General features: G+C 71.1%; 27 protein-coding genes. 5 read left to right on the forward strand and 22 right to left on the reverse strand.

Going from position 1 to position 26,899, the window contains the following annotated elements; translation table 11 throughout:
- Positions 1 to 44 precede the first annotated feature (44 nt).
- The 4 genes from ABZS40_RS15360 to ABZS40_RS15375 all read right to left on the reverse strand — a co-directional run bounded on the left by ABZS40_RS15360 (position 45) and on the right by ABZS40_RS15375 (position 3,373).
- Complete coding sequence (locus ABZS40_RS15360) at positions 45 to 1,736, reverse strand: cation acetate symporter (RefSeq protein WP_354943888.1); 1,692 nt, start codon at positions 1,734 to 1,736, stop codon at positions 45 to 47.
- Positions 1,714 to 2,079 (reverse strand): DUF485 domain-containing protein, encoded by a 366-nt coding sequence (locus tag ABZS40_RS15365; protein ID WP_354943889.1) that lies wholly within the window; start codon positions 2,077 to 2,079, stop codon positions 1,714 to 1,716. Before ABZS40_RS15365 ends, ABZS40_RS15360 begins: the two co-directional genes overlap by 23 nt.
- Positions 2,080 to 2,253: 174 nt before the next feature.
- On the reverse strand, positions 2,254 to 3,006 hold the full coding sequence (locus tag ABZS40_RS15370; RefSeq protein ID WP_354943952.1) for a flavin reductase family protein: 753 nt from the start codon (positions 3,004 to 3,006) through the stop codon (positions 2,254 to 2,256).
- A gap of 148 nt (positions 3,007 to 3,154) precedes the next feature.
- Positions 3,155 to 3,373 carry a hypothetical protein gene (locus tag ABZS40_RS15375; protein ID WP_354943890.1) on the reverse strand — a complete coding sequence of 73 codons (219 nt, stop codon included), beginning with the start codon at positions 3,371 to 3,373 and terminating at the stop codon, positions 3,155 to 3,157.
- Positions 3,374 to 3,572: 199 nt separating this feature from the next.
- On the opposite strand from ABZS40_RS15375, the gene ABZS40_RS15380 reads away from it, so the two are divergent.
- The gene (locus ABZS40_RS15380; protein ID WP_354943891.1) at positions 3,573 to 4,358 is read left to right on the forward strand and encodes a helix-turn-helix transcriptional regulator; all 786 of its coding nucleotides are present in this window, start codon (positions 3,573 to 3,575) and stop codon (positions 4,356 to 4,358) included.
- Positions 4,355 to 4,561 (forward strand): DUF397 domain-containing protein, encoded by a 207-nt coding sequence (locus ABZS40_RS15385; RefSeq protein WP_354943892.1) that lies wholly within the window; start codon positions 4,355 to 4,357, stop codon positions 4,559 to 4,561. The genes ABZS40_RS15380 and ABZS40_RS15385 overlap by 4 nt, the downstream gene beginning before the upstream one ends.
- On the opposite strand, the gene ABZS40_RS15390 is transcribed toward ABZS40_RS15385, so the two are convergent.
- The 7 genes from ABZS40_RS15390 to ABZS40_RS15420 all read right to left on the reverse strand — a co-directional run bounded on the left by ABZS40_RS15390 (position 4,558) and on the right by ABZS40_RS15420 (position 12,690).
- Positions 4,558 to 6,249, reverse strand: coding sequence for an ABC transporter permease (locus ABZS40_RS15390; protein WP_354943953.1), 1,692 nt, complete (start codon positions 6,247 to 6,249; stop codon positions 4,558 to 4,560). The two genes, ABZS40_RS15385 and ABZS40_RS15390, sit on opposite strands and share 4 nt — an antisense overlap.
- Entirely contained in the window at positions 6,246 to 7,010 is a 765-nt protein-coding gene (locus ABZS40_RS15395) for an ABC transporter ATP-binding protein (RefSeq protein WP_354943893.1), read from the reverse strand. Before ABZS40_RS15395 ends, ABZS40_RS15390 begins: the two co-directional genes overlap by 4 nt.
- A gap of 112 nt (positions 7,011 to 7,122) precedes the next feature.
- Positions 7,123 to 8,763, reverse strand: coding sequence for a cation acetate symporter (locus ABZS40_RS15400; RefSeq protein ID WP_354943894.1), 1,641 nt, complete (start codon positions 8,761 to 8,763; stop codon positions 7,123 to 7,125).
- A complete protein-coding gene (locus tag ABZS40_RS15405; protein WP_328651696.1) occupies positions 8,764 to 9,177 on the reverse strand; it encodes a hypothetical protein in 414 nt (137 codons plus the stop codon). It lies immediately after the preceding gene.
- Between the two features lie 44 nt (positions 9,178 to 9,221).
- Positions 9,222 to 10,691: a DUF4173 domain-containing protein gene (locus tag ABZS40_RS15410; protein WP_354943895.1), complete on the reverse strand. Its 1,470-nt coding sequence runs from the start codon at positions 10,689 to 10,691 to the stop codon at positions 9,222 to 9,224.
- Positions 10,692 to 10,930: 239 nt separating this feature from the next.
- A complete protein-coding gene (locus tag ABZS40_RS15415) occupies positions 10,931 to 12,013 on the reverse strand; it encodes a HAMP domain-containing sensor histidine kinase (RefSeq protein WP_354943896.1) in 1,083 nt (360 codons plus the stop codon).
- On the reverse strand, positions 12,010 to 12,690 hold the full coding sequence (locus tag ABZS40_RS15420) for a response regulator transcription factor (RefSeq protein ID WP_354943897.1): 681 nt from the start codon (positions 12,688 to 12,690) through the stop codon (positions 12,010 to 12,012). Before ABZS40_RS15420 ends, ABZS40_RS15415 begins: the two co-directional genes overlap by 4 nt.
- A 183-nt stretch (positions 12,691 to 12,873) precedes the next feature.
- Here ABZS40_RS15420 and ABZS40_RS15425 point away from each other — a divergent pair, with 183 nt between their 5' ends.
- Positions 12,874 to 13,425, forward strand: coding sequence for a Uma2 family endonuclease (locus ABZS40_RS15425; RefSeq protein WP_354943898.1), 552 nt, complete (start codon positions 12,874 to 12,876; stop codon positions 13,423 to 13,425).
- Between the two features lie 81 nt (positions 13,426 to 13,506).
- On the opposite strand, the gene ABZS40_RS15430 is transcribed toward ABZS40_RS15425, so the two are convergent.
- From ABZS40_RS15430 to ABZS40_RS15455, 6 genes are all read right to left on the reverse strand, one after another.
- On the reverse strand, positions 13,507 to 15,579 hold the full coding sequence (locus ABZS40_RS15430) for a carboxypeptidase-like regulatory domain-containing protein (protein WP_354943899.1): 2,073 nt from the start codon (positions 15,577 to 15,579) through the stop codon (positions 13,507 to 13,509).
- Positions 15,580 to 15,740: 161 nt separating this feature from the next.
- Positions 15,741 to 16,403, reverse strand: a complete 663-nt coding sequence (locus ABZS40_RS15435; protein WP_354943900.1) for a DUF5701 family protein — start codon at positions 16,401 to 16,403, stop codon at positions 15,741 to 15,743.
- Positions 16,404 to 16,469: 66 nt separating this feature from the next.
- Positions 16,470 to 17,231: a LytTR family DNA-binding domain-containing protein gene (locus tag ABZS40_RS15440; RefSeq protein WP_354943954.1), complete on the reverse strand. Its 762-nt coding sequence runs from the start codon at positions 17,229 to 17,231 to the stop codon at positions 16,470 to 16,472.
- A 23-nt stretch (positions 17,232 to 17,254) separates the two neighbouring features.
- Positions 17,255 to 18,481, reverse strand: a complete 1,227-nt coding sequence (locus ABZS40_RS15445; protein WP_354943901.1) for a histidine kinase — start codon at positions 18,479 to 18,481, stop codon at positions 17,255 to 17,257.
- Between the two features lie 39 nt (positions 18,482 to 18,520).
- A complete protein-coding gene (locus ABZS40_RS15450) occupies positions 18,521 to 20,092 on the reverse strand; it encodes a sugar transferase (protein WP_354943955.1) in 1,572 nt (523 codons plus the stop codon).
- Between the two features lie 264 nt (positions 20,093 to 20,356).
- On the reverse strand, positions 20,357 to 21,217 hold the full coding sequence (locus tag ABZS40_RS15455) for a DNA-formamidopyrimidine glycosylase family protein (protein WP_238681619.1): 861 nt from the start codon (positions 21,215 to 21,217) through the stop codon (positions 20,357 to 20,359).
- A 24-nt stretch (positions 21,218 to 21,241) separates the two neighbouring features.
- Between ABZS40_RS15455 and ABZS40_RS15460 the strand changes: the two genes are divergently transcribed.
- Complete coding sequence (locus ABZS40_RS15460) at positions 21,242 to 22,513, forward strand: glycosyltransferase (protein ID WP_354943902.1); 1,272 nt, start codon at positions 21,242 to 21,244, stop codon at positions 22,511 to 22,513.
- A gap of 18 nt (positions 22,514 to 22,531) precedes the next feature.
- Here ABZS40_RS15460 and ABZS40_RS15465 read toward each other — a convergent pair whose 3' ends face one another.
- From ABZS40_RS15465 to ABZS40_RS15485, 5 genes are all read right to left on the reverse strand, one after another.
- Positions 22,532 to 23,254, reverse strand: coding sequence for a CDP-alcohol phosphatidyltransferase family protein (locus ABZS40_RS15465; protein WP_112670539.1), 723 nt, complete (start codon positions 23,252 to 23,254; stop codon positions 22,532 to 22,534).
- Positions 23,229 to 24,296, reverse strand: coding sequence for an iron-containing alcohol dehydrogenase family protein (locus tag ABZS40_RS15470; RefSeq protein WP_179781433.1), 1,068 nt, complete (start codon positions 24,294 to 24,296; stop codon positions 23,229 to 23,231). Before ABZS40_RS15470 ends, ABZS40_RS15465 begins: the two co-directional genes overlap by 26 nt.
- On the reverse strand, positions 24,284 to 25,015 hold the full coding sequence (locus ABZS40_RS15475; RefSeq protein ID WP_354943903.1) for a phosphocholine cytidylyltransferase family protein: 732 nt from the start codon (positions 25,013 to 25,015) through the stop codon (positions 24,284 to 24,286). The genes ABZS40_RS15470 and ABZS40_RS15475 overlap by 13 nt, the downstream gene beginning before the upstream one ends.
- Positions 25,016 to 25,111: 96 nt before the next feature.
- Positions 25,112 to 25,879 carry a hypothetical protein gene (locus ABZS40_RS15480; protein WP_354943904.1) on the reverse strand — a complete coding sequence of 256 codons (768 nt, stop codon included), beginning with the start codon at positions 25,877 to 25,879 and terminating at the stop codon, positions 25,112 to 25,114.
- A complete protein-coding gene (locus tag ABZS40_RS15485; protein ID WP_354943956.1) occupies positions 25,876 to 26,328 on the reverse strand; it encodes an NUDIX domain-containing protein in 453 nt (150 codons plus the stop codon). The genes ABZS40_RS15480 and ABZS40_RS15485 overlap by 4 nt, the downstream gene beginning before the upstream one ends.
- A 109-nt stretch (positions 26,329 to 26,437) precedes the next feature.
- On the opposite strand from ABZS40_RS15485, the gene ABZS40_RS15490 reads away from it, so the two are divergent.
- On the forward strand, positions 26,438 to 26,830 hold the full coding sequence (locus ABZS40_RS15490) for a CBS domain-containing protein (protein ID WP_091396882.1): 393 nt from the start codon (positions 26,438 to 26,440) through the stop codon (positions 26,828 to 26,830).
- The last annotated feature ends 69 nt before the right edge of the window (positions 26,831 to 26,899 follow it).

Genomic DNA, 26,899 nt, shown 5'->3' on the forward strand with positions numbered 1-26,899 from the left:
TTGACGTCGCGCGTCAACAGGGGACCCCTCGACAGGTGCCGCGATCAGTGGGCGCCAGAGCCGGTGAGGGCGCGCACCTCCAGCTCCGCGTACTTGTCCTCGTCGTGCTCCTTGGAGATGACGGTGCCGATCCATCCGCAGAGGAAACCGAACGGGATGGAGAGGATGCCCGGGTTGGACAGCGGGAACCACTGCCAGTCGTGGTCCGGGAACATCGAGGTCGCCGCACCGGAGACCACCGGCGAGAAGAACACCAGCAGCACGGCCGAGATCAGCCCGCCGTAGATCGCCCACACCGCGCCGGAGGTGTTGAACCGCCGCCAGAAGAGGCTGTAGAGGATCGCCGGCAGGTTGCCCGAGGCGGCGACCGCGAAGGCCAGCGCCACCAGGAACGCCACGTTGAGGTTCTGCGCGTAGATCGACAGGGCGATCGACACCGCGCCGATCCCCAGGGCGGAGATCCGGGCGACCCGCACCTCCTGCCGCTCCGACGCTTCACCCTTCTTCAGCACGTTCGCGTAGAAGTCGTGCGCCAGGCTGGACGACGAGGCCAGCGTCAACCCGGCGACCACCGCGAGGATGGTGGCGAAGGCGACCGCCGCGATGATCGCCAGCAGGGCTGCCCCGCCCAGTTCGCCGCCGAAGAAGTCGATGCCGAGCGCCTCGGCCAGCTGCGGCGCGGCGGTGTTGCCGGCCTTGTCCTGCGCCGTGATCGCCTGGCTGCCGACCAGCGCCGCCGCACCGAAGCCGAGGGCCAGGGTGAGCAGGTAGAAGGTGCCGATGATGCCGATCGCCCAGAGCACGCTCTTACGGGCCGCCTTCGCGGTCGGCACCGTGTAGAAGCGGATCAGGATGTGCGGCAGACCGGCGGTGCCGAGCACCAGGGCGATACCCAGGGACAGCAGGTCCACCTTGTTGTAGAACGTCTGCGTCGAGTTGCCGGCGACCTCGACGCCGTACCGGAGCCCGGGTTCGAGGAACGCGCTGCCCTTGCCCGATGCGGCGGCCGCCTGGCCGAGCAGCTCCGACAGGTTGAAGTTGAACTTCGCCAGCACCAGGATGGTCATCAACAGCGCGCCGCCCATGAGCAGGAACGCCTTGACGATCTGCACGTAGGTGGTGCCCTTCATGCCACCCACTGTCACGTAGATGATCATCAGGGTGCCGACCATGATGATGGTGGCCACCTTCGCGGTGGCCGCGTCCATGCCGAGGAACGTGGTTCCCGGCCGGATGCCGAGCAGCAGCGCGACCAGTGCGCCGGCGCCGACCATCTGCGCCAGCAGGTAGAAGATCGACACCGTGATGGTGGAGACCGCCGCCGCCGTACGCACCGGACGCTGACGCATCCGGAAGGCCAGCACGTCCGCCATCGTGTACCGGCCCGAGTTCCGCAGCAGCTCCGCGACCAGCAGCAGGGCCACCAGCCAGGCGACCAGGAAGCCGATCGAGTAGAGGAAGCCGTCGTAGCCGTACAGCGCGATGATGCCGGCGATGCCGAGGAACGAGGCGGCCGACATGTAGTCGCCGCCGATCGCCATGCCGTTCTGGAAGCCGGTGAAGGACCGGCCGCCCGCGTAGAAGTCGGTAGCCGTCTTGGTCTGCCGGCTGGCCCAGATGGTGATGCCCAGGGTCACCGCCACGAAGACCAGGAAGAGCGTGATGGTCAGGTTGCGGGCGGTGTGATTGCCCGCCTCAGCCGCGAGGAACGTCTCAACCGCGTGAACCGTCTTCACGGGTCACCTCCCCGATCTCGGCGCGGATCCGGTCCGCGATGGGGTCGATCTTCCGGTCCGCGTACCGGGAGTAGAGCCAGGCGATCAGGAACGTGGAGACGAACTGGAGCAGGCCGAAGACCAGTGCGATGTTGATGTTGCTGCCGAACAGCCTCGTGCCCATGAAGTCCCGGGCGTACGCGGAGAGAATGACGTAGAGCGCATACCACAGGAAGAACGCGACGGTCATCGGGAAGACGAAGCCGCGCAGCGCGCGCCGCAGCCCGGCGAATTCGTCCGACCGTTGTACGGCCAAGTACTTGTCCGACTGGGAAGCGGCCGGAGCGGGTGTGTCCGTGGACATCTGTGGATCACCACCTTCACAGGCGTCAGAGGAGTTTCGCGCACCGTAGAGAGCGCACTCCCTGGCAGGGAAGGCTGAGATCGACGCCGGTCGGCGAGTGCGCCGAGCGGTTGGCTGGCTGCGCCAAGTGACTCAGGTCACTGCGGTGATCGGTCGCCCTGGCGAGGCATCCGTTCAGGTGGGCAACTCGTGGTAACGACCGCGGTAGTGCAGCAGCGGAGTGGCCTCCTCGGCCAGGTCGACCGCCTCGATCGTGGCCTCGACCAGCAGGCCCCAGCCGTACTCCCGGGCGGCGTCCAGCCGGCACCCGGCCCAGCCGCCGGCGTCCGCCGGAACCGGCCCGTACGGCGTCTCGTTCCACGTGCCGGTGGCGAAGAGTCCACCCGGGGCGGGGAAGAGGCCGGCGAACCGGTCGGCGAGTTGCCGGTGCGGCGGGCCGAGCGGCGTGACAGCGAACCGACTCGACTCCTCGACGGCCGCCCAGAGGTCGGACTCCGGGTCGATCAGCCCGAGCAGCCGGTCCGGTTCCCCCTCGGCCACCAGGGTGGACGAGACGGTCAGCCCGGCCGGACCGGGTGCCGTCCAGAGGGTCACCGGTGCGGCGAGGCGACCACGCAGTCGGCGTACCGGCGACCGTTGCCCGGTCGGCACCGCGAACGGATCGGTGTGGTGGATCTCGGCACCCGGCTCATGATTCACGTGAAACATTGTGCCGCCCCGGACCCTCGCCCAACCAAGGAAGCGCTCGTGCAGGTCGGCGGGCCGCCCGTTGAGGCGGGCGAGTTGATCGCCCGCCTCCGCCATCATCGTGGCCAGATAGACCAGCAGCCCCAACCGGTCGTCCCGGTACTCGGCGAGCAGTGCCAGCCGCGCCGGCTGGCACGGCCAGAGCGCGCCGCAGCCCCGACACCGCCACAGCGGTCGCATCGGCAGGTGTGGCCGGCTCACCGTGGCTCTCCGGCCGTCCGGGGCGGTGGAGTCTCCCGGATTCGGCGCGGTCCGATCGGTGGAAGGCGATGCCCGAACAACAGTGATGCCGGTGAGTCATATTTATGCCTCACCGGCATCACGGCCTTCACCACCGGCCGCCGTTCGCCCGCCAGGTCTGCGCCGGGGTCAACCAACCGGCCCGGCCGGGTCGCGGCACGGCAACCGTCGGCCCGACCGCCCACACAGGCGGCCGAGCCAGCACGCCCGGCGACCTCTCCGCGCCCGGCACCGCCGCCGGTGCCGCAGGCTTCCTCTTCCGGTACGACCACCGCGCCCCGTTCCTGCCCCGGACGAACCCGAACATGGCTGATCTCCTCCCAGTCGACGAGGGCCGCCCCGATCGGGGGATGACCGGGGCGGCCCGAAACGCAGGACCCGGTCGCCGGGACATCGCCTCCACCGGCCGGGCCGCGTGCTCTCCACCCTGGACGGAAGGACGCGGACAGGGGAGGATGCCAGGGCTTACTACAGAGCGCGGTCGCGTACTTACCGGAGAGGTAAGGATGAACGTCGAGATGTGGGTGCGGGCGTTGAAGGCCGCCCGTGCCGGTGCCGAGGTGTCCCAGGAGGCTCTGGCCACGCTCACCAGGTGGAGCCCTTCCACTGTCGCGGCCATCGAGACCGGCCGGCGTCGGCCGACAATGGAATTCGCTGTCGCGGCAGACGGGGCCCTCGCAACCGGCGGCCTCCTCGCAGAGCTGTTGCGGGCCGCCGATCAGCAGCGACTGCCGACGTGGTTCGTTCCATGGCGCAACCATGAGGAGCAGGCAATCCGGCTCTGCGAATTCGAGCCGTGCCTGATTCCGGGGCTTCTGCAAACCGAGGACTATGCCCGCGCCGTCATATCCGCGGGTGGCCTGAATCCGGTCAAAGTGGTGGACGAACTGGTCACCGTTCGGATGGATCGACAGCAGTTGTGGCAGCGGGCAGAGTCGCCGCAATGCGTCTTCGTCCTGGACGAGACGGCTCTACGCCGCCCGGTCGGGGGGCCGGCGGTACTGGACGCTCAGCTCGGCCGGCTGATGGAACTCGCCGTCATGCCGAGCGTCAGGCTTCACGTCGTGCCGCTCGACGCCGGAGCCCACGTCGGATTGACCGGCGGCTTCCTGCTCGCTGAACTGCCCGACGGTGAACGGGTCACCTATGTCGAGGACGTGGCCCGTGGACACGTCATCGACGACCCGGAGGTCGTGCGTCTGATTGGTCGGAAATGGGATAGCCTGCTCGGCGAATCGCTGTCCACAAGCGCCTCGCTGGATCTGATCCGGAAGCTGAAGGTGACGCCATGACCGTTCCTCAACCCCGCTGGCGGACCTCGACCAGGTCCGGCGACACGGGCGGTGCCTGTGTCGAGGTGGCGGACAACGTGCCCGGTGTCGTCCTGGTCCGGGACAGCAAGGACCGCTCGGGCCCCGTCCTCACCTTCGCTCCGGCCGCCTGGCGCGGCTTCGTCGCCGACGCCGCCCAGGACCCCAGCCGACGCGTCGGCTAGCGGCGCGGTGTGACAGTGGCCAGCAACTCCGGCTGGCGTCGGTCCAGCACGTCGCCGGCCAGGTACGCGCCCAGCAGTGCCGCGCCCAGCCCGTACGCTGCGCCGACCGGCAGGGCCAACCAGAGCCACGCGTCACCGAGCAGCGCGGCGGCCACCACCATCGGCACCGCGACGACCACCGAGACGAGCATGGCCAGCAGTGTGAGCAGCCCCTTCGCCAGGCCCGCACCGCTGTTCATGGCGAACGGGTTGCTCGTCTCCGGCAGTGAGTACGCCCCGAGCACCGAGATCAGGCTGTTCACCGCCAGCCCGGCGCCGTAGGTGGCGACCAGGCCGCCGATGGTGAGCCCGATCCACTCCGGTCGGCTGAGCAGAAACGACAACACCACCGCGACGAAGCCCAACATCGGCAGCACGTACAGCGAGAAGGCCGTCATCCGGGCCTGCAACTCGACCCGGCCGGGCACCCCGGCCACCACGTTCGCCGCGTACGCGCTGCCGTCGAAGCCGAACTGGTTGGCCAGGGTGACCGCGGCGAGCACGCCCACGAGGAGCATGGAGATGGTGACCACGACCGGTGAGCTGTCGCTGGCAGCCGCCGTGTAGCCGGCGCCGTCCTCGAACGCGAAGTCCCCGCCCGTCACGTTGATCAACACCGGTACGAAGATGCCGACCACCGCGATCGTGATCAGGTTGGCCCGGCGGCGCGCGTCCCGCCACCAGTAACGGGCCTCCCGGGCGACCAGGGCACCGAACCGGTCCCGACCGGCCCAGGTGGCGATCCGAGGAAAGAGTTGGGCGACCGCGCCGCCGGTGACCCCGCGCCGCACGGGGGCCTTACCGGCGCTCGCCGCACCCACCATCGCCGACTCGATCGACCGGGACCACCAGGCCAGCAGGGCACCGAGCGCCACCACCGTGATCAGCAACTTGACCGGCGCCGCCCACACCCGCCCCTGGGCCACGTCGATGCCGACGGTCCACGGAGCGCCCAACGGCGTCCATCCGACAACCGTCGCCACGCCGGTCAACCGGGTCCAGTCCGCCTCGCGCAGCGCGGCGAGGCCGAAGACCTGCAACGGGCCGAGCAGCGCGGCCGTCACCGCCAGCAGCACGGCCGCCAGGTCGCGGACCCGTCGGGACCGCAACATGGTGGCGAAGGCGCTGGTCACCGCCCGGCTGGCGGCCACACAGAGCAGCAACCCGGCGAGCACACCCACTACGGCGACCAACCCCGCCGACCAGCCACCCAACGACCAGGCGGTCAGCACCAGCCCGAGCGACGCGATGAGCACCGCCAGCACCGGCACGCTGATCAGGGCCGCCACGAACAGGCCGGTCACCAACGTGCGCCGGGGCAGCGGCAGCAGCGCGAACCGGGCCGGGTCCAGTGTCTCGTCCACACCGAAGAAGACAAGTGGCAGGAACAGCCAACCCAGCACCAGCAGCCCGCCACCGGCCGCAGCGATCAGCACCGCGTACCGGCCGTTGCCGGTCAGGCCCGGCGCCGCGAAGAGGAAGAACCCGCTGGCGGCGAACCAGAGCCCGAGCAACGCGCCGCCGACGAACAGGGCGATCCGCCAGCCCTGGCCTCGGAAGTTGTTGCCCATAACCCGCAGCTTGAGCCGCACGAAGTGTCGAGCGGAGACCGACCGTACCGGCGCGGCGGGGGTCGCGTCCGCACTCACTGGGAGAGCCACGACAGCTCCTCGCCGGTCGCGGTGCGCCCGCCGACCACCTCGACGAAGACCTGCTCCAACGAGCGACCGCCGCGGACCTCGTCGATGGCGCCGACCCGCTTGATGGTGCCACCGGCAAGGATCGCCACGTGCGAGCAGAGCCGCTCGACGACCTCCATCACGTGACTGGAGAACACCACAGTGCCACCGCCGGTCGCGTAGCGGGTGAGGATGTCCCGGATCAGCGCCGCGGAGACCGGGTCGACCGCCTCGAACGGCTCGTCCAACACCAGCACCCGAGGGCCGTGCAGCAGCGCGCAGGCCAGGCCGATCTTCTTCTTCATGCCCGCCGAGTAGTCCACCACCAGCGTGCGACCGGCGTCGCCGAGCGCCAGCACGTCCAGCAGCTCGGCAGCCCGCTGGTCGACCACCGCCGGGTCCATCCCCCGCAACAACCCGTTGTACGCCAGCAGCTCCGCGCCGGTCAGCCGGTCGAAGAGCCGGACCCCGTCGGGCATCACGCCGAGCAGCCGCTTGGCGGTGACCGGGTCCTGCCAGACGTCGTGCCCGAGCACCCAGGCCGAGCCGGCGTCCGGTCGCAACAGCCCGACCGCCATCGACAGGGTGGTCGTCTTGCCGGCGCCGTTCGGGCCGAGCAGGCCATAAAAGGAGCCGGCGGGGACGTCCAGGTCGACGCCGGCCACCGCGATCGTGCCGTCGAACCGCTTGGCCAGGCCACGCAGTGCGAGCGCGGGGTGCTCAACAGTCATGCGCCGACGTTATCCGTCGATCGCCAGTTCCGCCGTCCGGCGACGGGCGGACCCGCGATCATCCCCGAGGCGGACAAGGCTCCGAGCAAGAGACGCGTGGCGGCCTGGATCACTACATGCGCAGGGCTTCCGGGGTGTGCAGGCGAAGCATGGTGGCGGCGATGTCGGCCGGGGCTCGCCTCCGGGTCGCCATCGACACGGCGACCATCACTGTGAAGGCCAGCGGCACCGTCCAGGCGGCCGGCTGCGCGATGAGCGTGGCCGGCCAGCCGGACAGCGGTGGGCCGAGCACTGTGACCAGCACCGCGCCGATCGCCGCGCCACCACCGGCCACCACGCCGGCGGTGGCGCCCACGTCGGTCAGCCCACGCCACCAGATGCCGAGCACCAGCAGCGGGCAGAAGCTCGACGCGGCGACTGCGAAGGCCAGCCCGACGACCTGCGACACGTCCAACCCGGAGACGTGCAGCGCCAGCACCGCGGGCACGCCACCGGCGATGACGGTGGCCAGCCGGAACCCGCGTACCGAGCCCCGACCGAGCACGTCCGTCGAGATCACCCCGGCGACGCTGGTGAGCAGGCCGGACGAGGTGGAGAGGAACGCCGCGAAGGCGCCCGCGGCGACCAGCGCGGCGAGTAGCCGCCCGGCCAGGCCGTCACCCAGGGCCGCTTCGGGTAGCAGCACCACCACCGCGTCCGTCTGGCCGCTGAGCAGCAACTGCGGGGTGTAGATCCGGCCGAGGACCCCGTACAGGGTGGGCAGCAGGTAGAACGCGCCGACCAACGCCAGCACGACCAGGGTGGTCCGGCGGGCCGCCGCGCCGTCCGGGTTGGTGTAGAAGCGCACCAGCACGTGCGGCAGACCCATGGTGCCCAGGAAGGTGGCCAGGATGAGCGAGTAGGTGGCGAACAGGCCCCGGTCGTCGTCACCGGCGGCGCTGGGCAGCAACCAGTCGCTGGCGTCGGTGGCCACCCCGGAGACGCCCGGCACCGGATCACCGGCGGCGAAGGTCAACTCGTCGCCGGGGCGTACCTCCCGGATGTTCCCGTCGGGCAGGGTGAGGGTCGCCCGATGCTCGACCACGACGGTGGTCGCGGCCCGGAACGTCGGCCCGTCGGGTGGGGTCACCGCCGGGCGGCCGTCGGCCTGCCACTGCAGGGCCAGGAAGATCACTGGTACGGCGAGAGCGGTCAGCTTGAGCCAGTACTGGAACGCCTGCACGAAGGTGATCGCGCGCATGCCGCCCAGCGCCACGTTGGCGGTGACCACGGCCGCGACCAGCAGGGCGCCGAGAGGGTACGGGGAGCCGGCCACAGTGGCCAGGGTCAGCCCGGCGCCCTGGAGCTGCGGCACCAGGTACAGCCAACCGATGAAGATCACGAAGGCGGTGGCCAGGATGCGGAGTCGACGCGACCCCAGCCGCAGCTCGCAGAAGTCGGGCAGGGTGAACGCACCGGAGCGGCGCAGCGGCGCGGCCACGAAGAGCAGGAGGGCCAGGTAGCCGGCGGCGAACCCGACGGGGTACCAGAGCACGTCCACGCCGTACTTGAGGACCAGGCCGGCGATGCCGAGGAAGCTCGCCGCCGACAGGTACTCCCCGCCGATGGCGGCGGCGTTCCAGGTCGGACTGATCGCCCTGGACGCCACCAGGAAGTCGGACGTGGTCCGGGCCAACCGCAGCCCGTAGAAGCCGATCCCGACGGTGACCAGGGTGACCGCGACGATGGCCGGGACCACGAAGTCGTTGCCCACTCAGCGCTCCGGCCGTTGCACCAGGTCGGTGAAGTCCTGCTCGTTGCGCTCGGCCAGCCGCACGTACGCCCAGCCCACGGCGATCAGGAACGGGAAGGAGGCAACCCCGAGCAGCAACCACGGCAGGTTGACGCCGGCGACTGTGGTCCGGCCGAGCGAGGGCGCTATCGCGAACAGCCAGGGCAGGCCGCCCAACCCGATGGCCACCACCAGGGACAGCCGCAGCGCCAGCGCGAGTTGGGCCCGGACGAGGCCGCGGACCAGCGCCTCGCCGACCTGGGTCTGCTGGGCCAGCTCGGCGCGGGTCCGCTCGGCGCGGGTGTCCTGCCTGGTGATCTCGGCCAGCACGATCCGGGACCGCCGGGGCGGCGGTACCGCACCGCTCGACCCCACGTCAGGGAGTTGCTTGGCCACCCCGGCAGTCTCGCCCGCCGTACGCGATTGTCAAGCGTTCACGCTCACCAGCGTCGTAACCCGGGGCAGTCGGTCACGCTGGCGTTCACCGGGATCGTGTCGAGAACCCGCCGGGCGCGTTCCCTGCCGACGTTCGTCGCCCAGAATCCGTCCCGGGGCAGCTCGGCGGCGATCTCCCCCAGCGCACAGGACCGCATCGGCTCGGGCAGCCGGTCCAGGGCCGGTACGGCGTCGGCCGACAGCCCGGACAGGTAGCTGACGTCCAACCGGCCGGTCTCCAGATACCGGTCGACGTTCCGTTCGGCGATCAGCCGATCCGGGTTGAGAAGGGCCAACCCGAGCAGCGCCAGCACCGCGGTGCCGACCACCAGCCGGGGGAGCCAGTCGGCCCGCAACCGCGTCACGGCAACCCCGACCAGGACGAAGAGCAGCCCGAGCCAGAGTTCGACTGTCGACACGACGAGCCGCAGCCGGGTGGCACCGTACGCGTCGGCGTAGACCTGCATCCGGTAGAGCGCCGAGGCGACGATCACCAGACTGAGGGCGGTGAGCGTCCCGAGCAGTACCCGGACCAGCAGGCGGTCCCCCCGGGTGGCCTTCGGCGCCCGGCGGGCGGCGATCGCGATCACCAGCAGGGTGAGCGCGGTGACGGCGAGCAGTTGCCAGAAGCCGCCGCGGGCGTACTGGGCGTAGGTGAGCCCGGCGGTCCGCAGCACGTGCCCCGCCCCGCCGAACAACACCGTCAGCTGGACCAGCACGAACACCGCGAAAAGGGCGTCGAGCAACACCAGCGGGAGGGTCCACTCCAGCCGGTGCGCCGGCCGTGCCGACGCCGGTCGCAGGCCCTCCAGGTCGGGTGGGCGGCTGACCAGGTACGCGCCACCGAGCAGACCACCGCCGATCAGGATCAGCCGCAACAACCAGCCGATCACACCGGCCGGCGCGATGTCGGGCAGCAGACCGCCGACCAGGTTGGCGAAGACCGCGTCGGCGGAGGAGAAGAGCAGCCCGAACAGCGTCAGCAGGACGGCGGACACCGCCAGGCTGGTCACTATGCGTCCGAACCCGATCCCCGACCCCGCCGGGCGGTTGTTGCGCACTCCGCGTACCGCCCACGGGAGCGCTCGTACCATCGCGGCCGGTGGCAGCGTCGCGGCGACCAGCATTCCGAGCGGGCTTCGCCCGCCGGTCACCGCGAGCGTCCCCGTCCCCACCGCTGCGAGCAGGCAGAGCACGAAGAGCCAACCGGCGGCCCGGAACGTGCCGACGGCGACCAACGCGACCGTCGCGGCAGCCCAGGCGGCCTGCGCCACCCGCCCCGGTGCCCCCGTGGCACCGGGACGGGCGGGTTCGGCGCCGGTTGCGGTGCCGGGCCCGGTCGACCCGGTCGACCCGGTCGGCTCGGTGTGGCCCGCAACCGGGGAGGACGCCCTGGACTTGACGACGGCGGCGGTGCTGAGGGCGGCCGTGCCGGCCAGCGCGGCGACCAGCCAGCCGAGGCCCGGACGAACCATCGTGAGCACCGAGGCGCCGACGACTGCCGCCGCCGTCGACGCCGCAAGCACCCTCGGCCCCGCATCGCCGGATGGCCCCGGCCAGCGCCGCGCGATCATCGATGGCGGCCGGGGCAGGGCCGGAGCTTCCCCGGGCCGACCGGCCGCCGGCGGTGCCGCCGGTCCCGGCCTGACGGTTGGGGCGACCTGCGCCGGCTCCGTCGGCCCGGTGGCCGGGAGTGGGGTGCTGCCGGGGCTGGTCATGCGGCCCCTTCTCGGTATGGCCCGTCGCACGGGATGGTGACCTGGATGCGGCAGCCGGGCCGTTCACCCCGGTCCGGCCCGGCGGGATCGAGGACACCGATCCGACCGCCGTGCAGTTCGACGACCCACCGGGCGATGGCCAGGCCGAGACCGGTCCCACCACCGGCCGACCGGTCCCCGCGGGTGAACCGCTCGAACACCCGGGAACGCTCGGCCGGCGGAATGCCCTGGCCCTCGTCACTCACCTCGAAGCGGAGCTGGTCGCCGTGCTCCTCTGCGCTCACCCGCACCGTGCCGCCGGGTGGGCTGTGTCGCGCCGCGTTGTCGAGGAGGTTCGCGAAGACCTGGTGCAGCCGCCACGGGTCCGCGTGGACCATCAGCGGTGCCGGCAGGTCGCGGAGCTGGAAGCGCACGTCCAGGCCGGCGCCGGACGCGCTGGCGATGGCGTGCTCCACCGCCTCGTCGAGGAAGTCCCCCACGTCGATGCGTACGCGCCGCAGCGGCACCACCCCGGCGTCGAGTCGGGACAGGTCGAGCAGGTCGGCGACGAGGTGCCCGAGCCGTTCGGTCTGGGCCAACGCCGAACGCAGCGCCGCCGGTTCGGGGTCGGCCACCCCGTCCACCATGTTCTCCAGCACGCCCTGCAACGCGGTGATCGGCGTACGCAGTTCGTGCGAGACGTTGGCGATCAGCTCGCGTCGACGCTGATCGGCGGCGTGCAGATCCTCCGCCATCTTGTTGAACGCCTGGGCCAGCTCGCCGACCTCGTCGCGGGAGGTGGCGCGTACCCGACGTGTGTAGTCGCCGCGGGCCATCGCGCCGGCGGCCGCTGTCATGTCCCGCAACGGCGAGGTCATGCCGTGGGCGAGCACCTGCGAGGTGAGCAGTGCGACGGCGATGGCGGTGGCCGAGGTGATCGGCGGCGGCCAGCCGATGCCGTACGAGAAGTACGCCAGCCCGGCCGCCCCGGAGGCGACCAGCAGCACACCCAGCTTCAGCTTGATCGAGCGCACCGGGTCCAGCGGTCGGGGCAGCAGCTCCAGCACCCGGTCCAGCCGGGTGAGCACTGTCGCCGTCATGACGGCAGCTCCAGGGCGTAGCCGACGCCGTGCACAGTGCGGATGAGGTCGGCGCCCAGCTTGCGGCGCAGAGCCTTGATGTGGCTGTCCACGGTGCGGGTGCCGCTCCCGTCGCCCCATCCCCAGACGTCGGCGAGCAGCCGTTCCCGGGGGAGCACAGTGCGGGGTCGACCAGCGAGGTGGACCAGCAGGTCGAACTCGGTCGGGGTGAGGTGCACGTCCGCCCCGGCCCGGCGGACCCGTCGCTCGGCCTCGTTGATCTCGATGTCGCCGAGGCGGATGGCGGGCGGCGCGGGAGTGGCGGCGGCACGCTCCATCCGGCGCAGCAGAACATGCACCCGGGCGGTGAGTTCCCGCATCGAGAACGGCTTGGTGAGGTAGTCGTCCGCGCCGACCGCCAGCCCCACGAGCAGGTCGGTCTCGTCGTCCCGTGCGGTGAGCATCAGCACCGGCACCGCCCGGCCAGCCTGGATCCGGCGGCACACCTCCAGGCCGTCGAAGCCCGGCAGCATCACGTCGAGGACGACGAGATCCGGCTGTACGGCGTGGAACTGCGCGACCGCGCTGGGCCCGTCCGCCGCGATCTCCACAGCGAAACCCTCGGCGCGTAGTCGGGCGGCGATGGACTCGGCGATGGTTCGTTCGTCCTCGACCACCAGTACCCGGCGTTCTTTCATGGGTCCTGACTGTAGGGAGCGGCCGTGGAGATCAGTGGTTTGCGTTGTGAATAACCTGTGGAGAACCGCTCAGGGCTGTGGATAACTCGGGGATCATGCCGGCTGGCATGTGGGAACTCCGGAGGCTCGTTGTGGACAACCGACCGAGCTGTCAGGGTGGTCCGGTAGAGAGGAGGTGTGACGGTGACCAACCCTGCCCGGCCCGGCTGGGGCGACGCCTGGACGGTGGACGACCTCCAGAGCCTCCCCGAGGACGACCAGGTCTACGAGATCTTCGACGGGAGCCTGCTCGTGTCCCCCCATGCGGATGTCTTCCACGGCGCGGTCGCCAACCGCCTTCGCCGGATCCTCGACCGGCAGGCCCCGGCCGGCGTGCTCGTGGGTCAGGACATCGGGGTGAGTGCGAAACGCTCGTCGTACTTCGTACCCGATCTCTTCGTCGCCAGTGAGAGCGCAATGGACAGCGGCGGCGCCGCGCTCGACCCGGCCGACGTTCGCCTCGTCGTCGAGGTGATCTCGCCGAGCAACGCCGGCCGTGATCTGGTGCTCAAACGTCACGAGTACGCCGCCGTCGGCATTCCGCTCTACTGGCTGGTGGAGCCCCGCAAGCAGACCCTGACCGTGCTGGTGAACGGTGCGGGCGGTTACCGCGAGCAGGCGGTTCTTTCGGTCGGCGAGGTCTACCGCACCGAGCAGCCGTTCCCTCTCGCCCTGCCGCTGGCCGACATCTTCTGACCCGTCGCAACAGACGCACGCGAAAGCGGATGCGGAGCGGGGCCGGTGGCACAATGCCGCCGGCCCCGCTGCGCCGAACCGTCAGTTGACCGGTACGACCAGGTCCACGGACATGCTGCCGCTGGCCGGGACGGTGAAGAGCGCCAGCTTTCGGCTGCCGTCCGGCTGGGTCACCAGGTAGCGACCGTCGAAGTACTCATCTCCGAGCGAGACGTTGTAGGTGAAGTAGATCCGCTGCGACCCCTTGAGGCGAATGCTGAACCGACCGTCGCTGATCGAACCGTTGCCCGCGATGTCGCCGGTGTCGGCGCTGCGGGCGATGACGAACCCACTGGTGAAGGGAGCGCCGTCCGGCGTACGGAAGGTGCCGGTCAGCTCGATGCCCTGGTCGAGTTGGGCGTTGTGGGTGGCGGCCGCCCCCGCGGTCACCGGCACCGGAGTGGCAGTGAACCGGCTGGGCTTGTCGCCGGACCACTCGCTGGCGTACGGGTTGCCACCGAACACCAGCGGCCAGGCGTACGGCCCGAGGCGCTTGATGGTGTAGACGCCGCGCTCATCGGTGATGGCGTCCTGGGCGCCGACCCCGGGGTGACCGGTCAACACCGACACGCCGGCGTTCGGCACCGGCTTGCCGGCCACGTCGGTGACCGTGCCCGTGACCGTGCCGGCCCGGTCGAGCCGGACCTGCGGTCCGGTGACGACCTGACCGGCGGTAGCGGTGACGACGGCTGCTTCCCGCTCGTCGCCGGTGCCGCCGTTGGCGCTCACCCACTGACGGCCGTAGGTGTCGCGTTGCGGCACCGCGAAGAGCTTGTAGCTGCCGGCGGCGAGGGGTCCCACCTGGATCTTGCCGTTGCGGTCGCTGCAGTCGCCGTAGCCGTCCTGGAGCGACGCCTGCTTCGGCAGGAAGGTGTCCAGGCAGATGTTCGACACAGGCGCGCCGCTCTGCCGGTCCACGATGGTGGTGCTGATGACCGCGCCGGGCCGCATCTTCACGGTCAACTTGGTGTCGCCGTTCGCCGTGACCCGTACCCCGTTCACCTCGCGGGAGAAGTGCAGCTTGTCCGGTGCGTCCAGGTAGATGGTGTGTCTGCCCTGCGGCAGGTCGGTGACGGTCACCGTGCCGGTGCCGTCGCTGCAGATCGACTGGGCGCAGAAGTTTGCGATCGGGGCGCCGGTGACCGAGTCGATGGCCGACAGGGTGACCGAGCCGGTGCCGAGCAGGCTGTCCGCGATGGTCGTCTGCTGCCCACCTCGCACCTCGACCAGGTTGGCTTCCTCAGGAGTCAGCTTGCCGCGGTAGTACTGCTGTCGCTCACCGGCGGTCACGCCTACCTTGTAGGCGCCCTGGAGCAGTTGCGCGGTGAACTCGCCGTTCGCGTCGGTCTGCGTCCACGCTCCGCTGGACGACTTGGCGGTGGTGATGCTGACCTCGGCGTTCGGGAGTGGGGCGCCAGCGGCGGTGGTGAACCGGCCGGTCAGGCTCCCCGCCGGCAGCGCCGTCTCGTTGACCACGATCGCCTCGTCGGCCTTCACCTCGAAGACGTCGGCGCTCTCCTGGTCGAGCTTCCCGGGCACGTACTGCTCCTGGTAGGAGCCCTCGATCGGTTGGATGCTCACGGTGTAGCGACCCGGTCGGGCGGCGATCGTGAACCGGCCCTGGTCATCGGTGCGACCCCACGCCCGCGCATACGTGTCGGTCTCCCGAACGTCGACGCTCAGGTCCACCACCGGTTGGCCGTCGGTGTTCACGATGCGACCGGTGATGCTGCCGGTGGCGAAGAGTTGCTCGTCGACCCGGGTGGTGCCACCCTCGGTGACGGTCACCGGGTCGGCGTCGAACGCGCTGTCCTTCTGGTGGTGGTACTGCTCGGGCTTCTCCCACGGAAAGTAGCCCACCACGTACGAGCCGGCCTGCAGCCCGCCGACCGTGTAGTTGCCGTCGGCGTCGGTGTTGGTGGAGCCGACGTACTCGTAGCTGTCGCTCTCGTTGAGCTGCACGAGGACTTCGGCGGCGGGCGTGCCTGCGCTGGTGGTCAGTCGTCCGCTGACCGCGCCCGTCGCCGCGGCCTGGGCCGGGGTGGCGCCGGGCAGCACGAGCGCCGCCACGACGGCACCGGCCAGGAGAACGCGGCGGGCTTCGAATAGCTGCATCGATGTCCCAATGTGAGGGTGGTGGGGCGGCCTGAGCAGGCTCTGCCCGCACCAACCCTGCGCCCCGTACGGAGTTGGCACACGAAGAATAGGTCACCGACGATGGCTCCGGAATTGCCCGACCGGGCAGGTGTCCCCGCTGGATCCGTGCACTCTGGCGGTCACTCCAGCCCGATGCGCTCAGGCCGGGCCGAGGCGGAGCCGAGCCAGGTGTGCGGGTTGCCGTACCAGCACCAGCCCAGTTTGGGTGCGCCCTGGCTGATCCAGAGCGCCGGCACCCGCTTGTCGCCGCAGCGGGAGCCGACCAGCGAGAAGCACCGGTTGCTCGCCAACGCGGCCGGGTGCAGCGTGATGAAGGCGAGCCCCTCGTCGATGCTCAGCGGCAACCGGCCCTGCGCGGTGATTCCCTCCATGGCCGTGGCCGGGGCCAGGTTGCGGAACTCCTCGCCCCGGTCGACGTCGAAGAGCAGGTACGCCGGCCCGGCCGGCACCTCCAGCTCCTTGATCGGGTCGAAGCGGGGCAGGTCGTCCTCGGCGTAGTTCCGGTCGACGACGCCGGGCTTGCGCTTGCCGGCCACTGTGGTGAGCTCCACCCGTTCCGGCACCCCGATCAGCTCCCGGGTGGTCACCAGCAGGAACGGGACCCGGGCGTCGGTGGGGGCGGGCAGCCCGGCGGTGCCCTCGGCCGCCCTGGCCCGCAGTGGCGCGACCAGGTCGCGGAAGGCGCTCTCGGTGAGCCCGGCGAGAGCGGGGTAGCCGAGCTGCACCAGTCGGTCGAGTTGGCTGTCGAACTCGGATTCGGCGTCGAACGGAGTCGTGGTCACGGCAAGCCTCCCGGAAGTCGTACGAACTAGCGTACAACGTACGGTAGGGCTGGTTCCATTCCCGGCTCAGCGACTCCAATCCTGCTTCGCGGCCCTGACCAGCTTGTCCTTCAGCTCCCGGGTGTGCCGCCGGCTCACCGGCAGCTCGGTCGAGTCGATCACCACCACGTAGCCGGAGTTGACCAGCCGCAACTCCGCGATCAACTTCAACTGCACCAGATACGACCGGTGCACCCGGACGAAACCGGCATCGGCCCAGCGCTCCGCCAGCGTGGCCAGCGAGACCCGCACCAGGTGCGACCCCTCCGCGGTGTGCAACCGGGCGTAGTCCCCCTGCGCCTCCACCCACCGCACCGCCGAGCGGGGCAGCATCCGGGTGGTGCCGGCCAACTCGATGGGGATGGTCGGGTCCTCCTCCGCGCGGGCCAGCGCGGCCGGGTGCGACGGCACCACCCGAGAGCCGATCACCCGGCGCAGCGACTCGGCCAGCCGATCGGCGCGCACCGGTTTCCGGACGTAGTCGGTGGCGCCCAGATCGAAGGCGTCCACAGCGCCGTCGTCGTACGCGGTCACGAACACGATCGCCGGTGGCCGGGCGAAGCGGCGCAACACCCGGGCCAGCTCCATGCCGTCCAGGCCGGGCATCCGGATGTCCAGGAAGACCACGTCCACGTCGCCGTCGCGCAGCAGCCGCAGCGCCTCGGTGGCATCCCCGGCCGTGTGCAACCGGGCCACCCGGGGGTCGGCCCGCAGGTGGTACGCCAGCTCGTCGAGCGCGGGCGGCTCGTCGTCCACCGCGAGGACGCGCAGGAATCCGGACGCGTGCACCGCGCCCGTCCCGGTGCGCTCGCTCACGACCCTGCCCGCACGCCAGGGTGGAACTTCGGCACCCGCATGCTCACCTTCGTGCCCGAGCCCAGCCCGGTCTCCACGACCAGCCCGAACCGGTCCCCGAAGACCGAGCGCAACCGCTCGTCGACGTTGGAGAGGCCGACGTGCTGGCCCGTGTCGTCGCCCGGGTCGCCGGTGCCGCGGGCCAGCTCGGCGATGCCGGCGGTCAGCGTGGTCGGATCCATTCCCACTCCGTCGTCCTCCACCGTGATGTGGCATTCGGCTCCCGCGTCCCGGGCCTCGATGCTCACCATGCCCGTGCCCGGCTTGCGGGACAACCCGTGGCGAACCGCGTTCTCCACCAACGGCTGGAGGCAGAGGAACGGCAGCGTCACCGGCAGCACCTCCGGGGCGATCTGCAACCGCACCTGCAACCGGTCGCCGAACCGGGCCCGCTCGATGGTCAGGTAGCGGTCGATCGACCGCAGCTCCTCGGCCAGCGTGGTGAACTCCCCATGCGCCCGGAACGAGTACCTGGTGAACTCGGCGAACTCCAGGATCAGCTCCCGGGCCCGCTCCGGGTCGGTGCGTACGAACGAGCCGATCGCGGTCAGCGCGTTGTAGATGAAGTGCGGGCTGATCTGCGCCCGCAAGGCCCGGATCTCGGCGCGGGCCAGCCGCTCCCGCGACGAGTCCAGCTCGGCCAGGGCGAGCTGGTTGCCGGCCCAGTGCGCCGTCTCCAGGGTGGCCTGCACCAACCCCGGAGGCGGCGGGCTGTCGGCGACCGCCACCAGCGCGCCCACCACCCGGCCGTCCGCCCCCAGCAACGGCGCGACCACCGCTCCGCGGACCGGGCAGTCGACCCGGTCGCAGTGCAGCTCCTGCTCACCCAGCACTGTCGAGCGGCCGGTGCCCACCGTCCGCTGGGCCGCCGCGAGCAGTTGATCTCCGTGGTGCGTGCCGCGCCCGTCGAGGGCCAGCAGCCGGTCGGCGTCGGTGAGCGCCAGCCCGACCGCGCCGACCAGCGCCCGCAGATGGCGTACGGCCTTCGCCGCGCCCGCGTCGCTCAACCCCGCTCGCAGCGGCTCGGCGGCCAGGCCGGCGGTGTGCAGCACCTCGTAGGTGGCCCGCTGGGTGGCGGTGGCGATGCCGCGGCGGGCCCGCAGCCGCAGCACCGCCAGCAGGGCTGCGGTCAGCGCGGTGACGAGTGAGACGACGCCGACCACGGCGGAGAGGTTGGCAGCCACGCAGCGATCCTCGCCCCTGCGAGCCGGCGCGCCAACCCTCTAGTACGCGCCCTTGCGGGCGAGCACCACCCCGACGGTGCGCCACAGGATGCTCAGGTCGTACGCGAGCGACCAGTTGTCGACGTAGTAGAGGTCCAGTCGGACCGACTCGTCCCAGGACAGGTCGGAGCGGCCGGAGACCTGCCACAGCCCGGTCATGCCGGGGCGGACGAGCAGTCGGCGCCGCACGTCGCCCAGGAAGTCACCGTCGTCGGCCGGTAGCGGGCGGGGCCCGACCAGCGACATCTCGCCCCACAGCACGTTGATCAACTGCGGCAGCTCGTCCAGCGACGTGGCTCGCAGGAAGCGACCGACCGGGAAGACCCGAGGGTCCTCCTTCATCTTGAACAGCATGCCGTCGGTCTCGTTCCGATCGACCAGGCTGGCCAGCCGGTCCTCGGCGTTGACGTACATGGTCCGGAACTTCCACACCCGGAACGTGCGCCCCTCGTGCCCCACCCGGGGCTGGCGGAAGAAGACCGGCCCGGGGTCGGAGATCCGGATCGCCACGGCGATGGCCAGGAAGAGCGGGCTCAGCAGCAGCAGGCCGAGGCCGGCGGCGACCCGGTCCATCAGGTTCTTGGCCAGCAGCGCCGGCCCGGAGAGGGTCGGCTCCTCGACGTGCAGCAGCGGCAGACCCTCGATCGGCCGGATGTGCACCCGAGGGCCGGCGATGTCGGTGAGCTGCGGGGCGACCACCAGGTCGACGCCGGAGCCCTCAAGCTGCCAGGCCAGCCGGCGCAACTCGCCCGGCTCCGCGCTGGCCGACCCGCAGACGGCGATGGTGTCCCCACCGACCTCGCGGACCAGGGCCAGGACGTCGCGTCCGGCGTACACCGGAACCGGTGTCGGCAAGCCTCGGGCCGCCGCGTACCCGTCGGTGATGTGGATGGCGACGGGCATCAGCCCGGCGGCCGGGCTGCGGGTGACAGCCGCGTAGACCTCCAGGCACTCCGGCAGGGTGCCGACCAGCACCATCCGGTGGGCGGCCTGACCGGCCCGCCGACGGATGTAGTGCAGCGCCCACCGGGCCACGAAACGGCCCCACAGGATCAGCAGCAGCGCCCCGAGCAGGGCCGTGCCGACCGTCCAGCGGGACAACTCGGTCTTGGTGGCGAAGGCGAGGAACGAGACACTCGCGGCGACCGTCACTCCGGCCCGGATCACCCGCTTGAACTCGTCCGGGCCGAGCCCCAGGTAGCGGCGGTCGTAGGCCCGGTTACTCCAGAGGATGATCACCCAGCCGAGCGGGAGCAGCAGGTAGGAGACGGTGTGGAACCACGTCGGGTCCTGCTGGGTGCCGGAGAACCCGGAGGCAGCCTGGTCGAAGAGCTGGATCGCGATCCAGCTGGCGAACGCCGCAGCGCCGAAGTCGAGCAGCAGCAGGATCGCGATGTAGGGGCGGTGCCAGCGGGAGACACGGCGTCGCGCCCTCGTCCAAGCCGACCGAGGGACGCCGTTGTGGGACGGCGGCGTCGGCGGCTGGATCTCGAAGCTGTCGACGTGCCGCACGAGTCTGCTCCGGCCTTCGTTGGTTACCGGGCGCTGGAGGCTTGCCGTCACCTCACCCATGTCCTCCCGCATGACACGGGCCGCTCACTCGGCGTGAAGGCCCGGGTCGCCCACCGTCCCAGTCTCCCACGCGGGCTCCGACCGGTCGTCGCCCCGAAGGAGATTGGCGACCGACGGTGCTGGCGGGATCTGGCCGGCTCCGCACCATTTCAGAAGCCGGGGACCGGGCCACTATACCGATGGATGCGCGCGTGGCGAGAAGGGCGGACCGGAGCTTCCACTCAGCGAGGGCGATTCCGCTCCGTAGCCCTGAAGTGCAATTACTCACCGTACGAGGCGAGACAACCGACGGTCAGCCAGCGGCTTGCCGCCGGTCTGGCAGGTGGGGCAGTACTGGAGGCTGGAGTCGGCGAACGACACCTCGCGCACTGTGTCACCGCAGACCGGGCAGGGCAGCCCGGTGCGCGCGTGCACCTTCAACCCGGAGCGCTTCTCGCCCTTCAGTTCCGCGGCCCGCTGACCGAGGGACCGCTCGACCGCGTCGCCGAGGACCTGTCGGGTGGCGGCGTGCAGGGTGGCGATCTGGGCGTCGGTGAGCCGATCGGTGATCGCGAACGGAGACAGCTTCGCGGCGTGCAGGATCTCGTCGGAGTACGCGTTGCCGACCCCGGACAGCACCGACTGGTCGGTCAGCACCCCCTTGACCTGCCCCCGCCTGCTCCGCAGCCGCTCGGCGAAGAGGGGCAGATCCGCGGCGAGCGCGTCCGGGCCCAGCTTGGCCACCCCGGGGACCGCCGCGAGGTCGGTGACCAGGTACGCGGCCAACTTCTTCTGCGTGCCGGCCTCGGTGAGGTCGAAGCCGGAACCGTCATCCAGGCGTACCCGCACCGCGATCGGGCCCTTGCCCGGACGCAGTGGGGTGGTGGCGGGGAACGCCTCCCGGTAGTGCAGCCAGCCCGCTCGCGCCAAATGCACCACCAGGTGCACTCCGCCCTCGAAGAGGACGTCGAGGAACTTACCGTGCCGACTGGCGTCGACCACCGCCCGGCCGGCGACCTCGGTCGGCGCCGGCTCGTACGTCTTCAGGGCGCTGATCGCGGCAATCTCCAGCCGATCGACGCGCCGCCCCACCGCGCGCTGACGCAGGTAACCCGCGAGCGCCTCAACCTCCGGTAGTTCGGGCACGACACAACGGTAGCCTTCTTTCCCGTGAGAATCGTGGTGGCACACAACCGGTACCGGGAAGCTCAGCCCTCCGGTGAGAACACGATCGTCGACTCGGAGATCGCTCAGCTCACCGCCGCTGGCGTCGAGGTGCTGCCCTTCATCCGCAGTTCGGACGAGATCCCGTCGATGTCGAAGGCGGCGAAGGCGCTGCTGCCGATCTCGCCGATCTGGGCGCCGCGCGCCCAGCACGACCTGAGCCGGCTGCTCACCGAACACCGACCGGACGTTCTGCACCTGCACAACCCGTACCCCCTGATCTCGCCCTGGGTGGTGCGGACCGCGCACCGGCACGGCGTGCCGGTGGTGCAGACGGTGCACAACTACCGGCAGGTCTGCTCGTCGGGGATCTACTTCCGCGACGGCGTGATCTGTCAGGACTGCAAGGGTCGGGCGTTGGGTGTGCCGGCGATCAGGCACCGCTGCTACCGCGACTCGGCGGTGCAGAGCGCGCTGATGGCGACCACCCTGGCCGTGCACAGGGGCACCTGGCGCTCGGTGGATCGGTACATCGCGCTCACCTCGGCGATCGCCGATCACCTCCGCGACTACGGCATTCCGGACGAGCACATCGTGGTGAAGCCGAACTCCGTACCCGATCCGGGTCGGCCGGCGCCGCTGGGTGACGGGTTCCTCTACATGGCCCGGCTCTCCCCGGAAAAGGGCGTCGACCTGCTGCTGGACGCCTGGCGTCGGCAGCCGGTGGGTGCGCTGGGCACGCTGCGGATAGCCGGCGGCGGTGAGCTGCGCCCACTCGTGGAGGCAGCCGCCGCCGAGCGACCCGACGTGGTCTACCTCGGTCAGCTCGACCGGGCCGGCGTGCAGGCCGCTGTCGAGGCGAGCGCTGTGGTGATCGCCGCCGCGATGTGGCACGACGTGCTGCCCACCGTGATCATCGAGGCGTTGGCGAACGGCCGGCCGGTGCTCGGTACGGCGTTGGGCGGCATTCCGTACCTGGTCGGGGCCGATGCCCCGCACGAGCCCGCCGGCACCGGGCCCGCCGAGGTCGCCTCCGCGGTCGCCGGGGGCGGCGGCGGGTCAGCCATGCCGGCGGGGATCGGTCTGGGCGAGGCCGGTTGGGTGGTCGCCCCGGAGCCGGCCGCGCTCGCGGCCGCGCTGCCGGTCGCCCGCGCCGGAGCGTCCGGGCTGACAGTGGCCGCCCGCGCCCGCTACGAGCGCACCTTCCACCCCGACGTGGTCACCAAGCAGCTCATCGACATCTACGCGGGCCTGGCCCGAACCCCCAACAACGTCTGACCGGTCCCACGCCCCCCATCAGCGCAGGGAGGCGCGGGCCGAGAAGGCGATGCTCGCCAGCAGGAAGCCGCCGTTGACGATCGTGAAGGCGACCATCACCCAGAGGACCAGCGCGGGGGCCACGGCGAGCACCAGGGCGGCCACGAAGACCACAGCGCCGTAGTCGCGGACCAGCTTCACCAGGCGCACCGGCAGCGAGGTCGAGGTGACCATGCTGGCCGCGTTCGGGCCGGCCTGCATCACCGACGTCACCAGGTTGACCATCCAGGTGCCCGCGAAGGTCGCGACGAGCCAGGTCGGCGTGCCCGGCTCCTGCGCCACGGCGGTGGCGGCCAGGGCTGCCACCAGGGCGATCTGCGCGGCCACGTCACAGAGCACGTCGACGCGCGCGCCGGCCGCGCTGCCCTGGCCGGTCACCCGGGCCAGCTGCCCGTCCGCGCAGTCCAGGGAGTACGCCACCTGCCAGCCGACCAGGGCGAGCAGGCCGACCACCCAGGCCGGTACGTCCCCGGCGGCAACCGGGCCGGCGAGCGCCACCACGGTGACCGAGGTGGCCAGCCCGAGCACCAGGTTGGTGATCGTCAACGCGGTCGGTCGCAGCCCGAGCCGCTGGGCGACGAGCGCGAAGACGGCCCCCAGCCACTGGCTGATCGACTCGCTGAACAGGCCGCCGCCCCGGTTCACCCGGTGGAAGTCGGCGACGGTGGGACGGGGGTCAGCCAAGCTGGTCGCGGATTGCACCGGCGTAGTCTGCCAGCCGCTCCCGGGTCTCGGTAGGCGACAGTGCCAGGTGTTCGAGGATGGTGTACCGGTCCGGCCGGGTACGCGGCGCGAACTGCACCGCCTCGATGAACTGGTCGTCGGTGAGCGCCACCTCGGCGGGGAGCCGGGGCAGACCGTGCCGGGCGAGGCAGGCAGACATCTCCCCGAAGCGGCGGAGGTCTCCGCGCAGCCAGGTGCAGAACAGCGCACCCAGCCCGGCCAGCTCGCCGTGCGAGGCGGTGCCGGGAAAGAGCGAGTCGACAGCGTGCATGATCTCGTGGCAGCCGCCGCTGCACGGGCGGCTGGTGCCGTCGACAGCCATCGCCAGGCCGCTGGAGATCAACGCCTCGGCGAGGACGATCACGAAGGCGTCGTCGCTCATGTCGCCGGGGTGGTTGAGCACCGCTTCGGCGCCCGCTCGCGAGAGCGAGGCGGCCAGCCCGTCGACCGGCTCACCGCGTACCTGCCGGGACAGCTCCCAGTCGGCCAGCGCGCTGATGTTGCTGATCACGTCGCCGATGCCGGCCCGGTTGTGCCGGTCCGGGCCGCTCTCCACGAAGTCCAGGTCGACGATCACCCCGATCGGGATGTGTACGCCGTAGGAGCCCTTGATCCCGTCGGTGATCAGGCTGGCCACCGGGGAGGCGATCCCGTCGTTGGCGAGGCTGGTCGCCACCGACACCATCGGCAGCCCTCGCCGGGTCGCCGCGTACTTGGCCACGTCGATGGTCTTGCCGCCACCGATGCCGACCACCGCGTCGTACGACCGGGCGCGGAGTTTGCCGCCGAGGTCGTCGGCGGCGTCCAGGGTTCCGCCGGAGACGGTGAAGACGTCCGCCGAGCGCAGCGACGGTCGGATCAGCTCCGCGATCTGCGCGCCCTGACCCGGGCCGACCACCACAGCGACGTCACCCCCGGAGGAGATCCGCCCGTCGGCCAGGATCGCCCCCAGGTCGGCGACCGCCCCACGTCGCACGTCGATGTGCAGCGGGGTGAGGACGCTCCGAGCTAGTAGAGGCACGCGATCTCCCGCGCGCGGGCCAGGTCGGCGTGGTTGTCGACCTCGACCCAGGGGACGTCACCGATCGGCGCCGCCCGCACCTCCCCGCCCCGGTCGGAGAACTCCTGGTAGCCGTCCTCGTAGTACAGGTTCGGGTCCCGTCGCCAGGTCGCCTCCAGCGCGTCGGCGAGGGCGTCGGCGACCTGCGGCTCGATCAGCGTCGCGCCGATGTACTCCCCGTACGCCTCGCCCGGGTCCATCAGCTTGGTGATCCGGGTGAGCTGACCGGCGGCGTCGAAGGTGGTCTTCATCTCCTCCTCGGCCAGCGGCTTGAGGGTGTCCACGGCCAGCAGGATGCCCGGGCCACGCTCGGCGAGCAGGGTCTTCTCCACGCTCACCGGGTGCACGGTGTCCCCGTTGACCAGCAGCACCCCGCGCGCGAAGTACTCCCGGGCGAGCCAGAGCGAGTAGGCGTTGTTCCACTCCTCGGCCTTGTCGTTGTGCACAAGGGTGAGCGTGACCCCGTACCGCTTCTCCAGGTCGGCCTGCCGCTCGCGGACCGCGTCCGCCGCGTAGCCGACGACGATCACGATGTCGGTGAGCCCGACCTCGGCGAGGTTGCCCAGCGCGATGTCCAGGATCGTCGTCTCGCCGTCCACCGGCACCAACGCCTTGGGCAGGGTGTCGGTGTACGGGCGCAGCCGTCGTCCCGCTCCGGCCGCGAGCACCATTCCGATCATCGCGACATCCTCCCTAGTCCTGCTCCCGTCACCGCTGGAGGATAGCGCCGGCCGGGTGCGCCGCTCCGGCCAACCGGGTCAGCCGGGTCAGCCGGGTCAGCCGGGCAAGGCTGCCAGGTCGGCCAGCATGGTCAGGCGCTCCTCCGCGCTGAGCACGGCGTACGGGCCGGCGGCCCGCCGGTCGGTCTCCAACTCGATGGCGAGGCGTTCGGGACCGGCCGGAAGGGCGGCGATGCTCGACGCGGTGTGTCCGGCGGCAGTCCAGGCGGCAGCGTGCGCGTCGGCCCGTTGGTGTCGCATCGTGCTGAGCCGGTTGAGCAGCAGCACGCCCGACGGGGTGCCGTCCGGCTCGTACGGGGGCGCCAGCGCGGCGAAGGACGAGGCGACCCGGGTCCCCTCCTCGTCGGCCAGCACCAGGGCGTACGACAGCAGTCGGCCGAGCATGGCCACCAGCCGGGCCACGCGGTCGTCGTGGCCGGCCCACAGCTCCTCGGTGACCTCGGCGTGCACCTGGTACAGCTCGGCGAGGAAGGCGGCGCCCCGCTCGGTGGCGGACAGGGCGCCGTCCGGGCCGCGGTAGATCATCCCGTGTGCCACCTGCTTGTCCATGGTCCGCCGGCAGACGACCGGGTCCTGGTAGCGGGTGATCGCCGCGAACCCGGGCCCGTCGACAGTGCCACCGGGTGCGGCCAGCCGGGTGCGAAGGTCGACCAGGAAGCCGGTCGCCGTGACTCCGCCGTAGCGTTGGGACAGCTCGGCGCCACCACCGTCCCGGCCGGCCAGGATGCCGGCACGGAAGGCCCGGTCCACGGCCGGGGCGAGCAGCCCGGCGATCCGGTGGGGCGCCAACTCGACGGTGTTCACAGACCGATCGACCGCAGGACGGCGAAGCCCTCCTCCGCGATCCGCCGGATCAGCCCGTCGTTGACGTCGCGGTGCTCGTCGAGCACTGTCACCTCGTGCTCGGCCAGCCAGCGGTACTCGGTGTGCTTGCCGGCCTCCAGCGTCGGTCGGTCGAGGTCACCGTCGACGCGGACCAGGAAGTCGTACTCGGTCCGGGCCAGGCCGTCGTCGCCGACGTAGCTGTACTCGCCCACCTGGCCCAGGACGTGGGAGAGGACCCAGCCGGTCTCCTCGGTGATCTCCCGGCGCAGTGCCTCGTCGATGTCCTCGCCCGGTTCCACGTGGCCGCCGACGATGTCCCAGCAGTTGGGAAACAGGCGTCGGTGTGGTGAGCGGCGCTGAAAGAAGATGCGGCCGTCATGGTCGACGATCAGCGCGCCGGCGCAGCGCAGGGGCTCGGTGGACACCATTCGACAGTAGCCAGCGTCCGCAGCTTGTGCGATGCCGCTCTTGTCCAGGAAACATCCACCGACCACCATGTCCGTACCGAATGCCACCGTCCCAAAGGGGTGATGTGTGATGCAGGTACGGGATGCGATGTCCAGCCAGGTCCTCGTCGTCGGTCCGGAGCACACGCTCCGACAGGCGGCCCGGATGATGTCGGCCCGCGGTGTCGGGTCGGCGGTCGTGATCGACCCGGATTCCGAGGGCGTGGGGATCATGACCGAACGCGACGTGTTGAAGGCCATCGGCGCCGGCCTGGACTGCGACGTGGAACGCACCGGCGCCCACCTGACCTGGGACGTGGTCTACGCGGGGCCGGAGTGGACGGTGGCCGAGGCGGCCGCCGCGATGGCCCGGGGCGGGTTCCGGCACCTGGTGGTGCTGGACGGCCAGGAGGTGGCCGGCGTGATCTCCGTGCGGGACATCATGCGGGTCTGGTCGGAGAGCCAGGCGGTTGCCACGACCTGACCGGGGGTGGTGTGCCGGGCCGGATCGATGGGTACTTCTCTCTGCGGGCTCGGATATGCCGTGGCCCGC

The organism is Micromonospora sp. NPDC005324 (genome assembly GCF_040607155.1).
GTDB lineage: Bacteria > Actinomycetota > Actinomycetes > Mycobacteriales > Micromonosporaceae > Micromonospora > Micromonospora trifolii.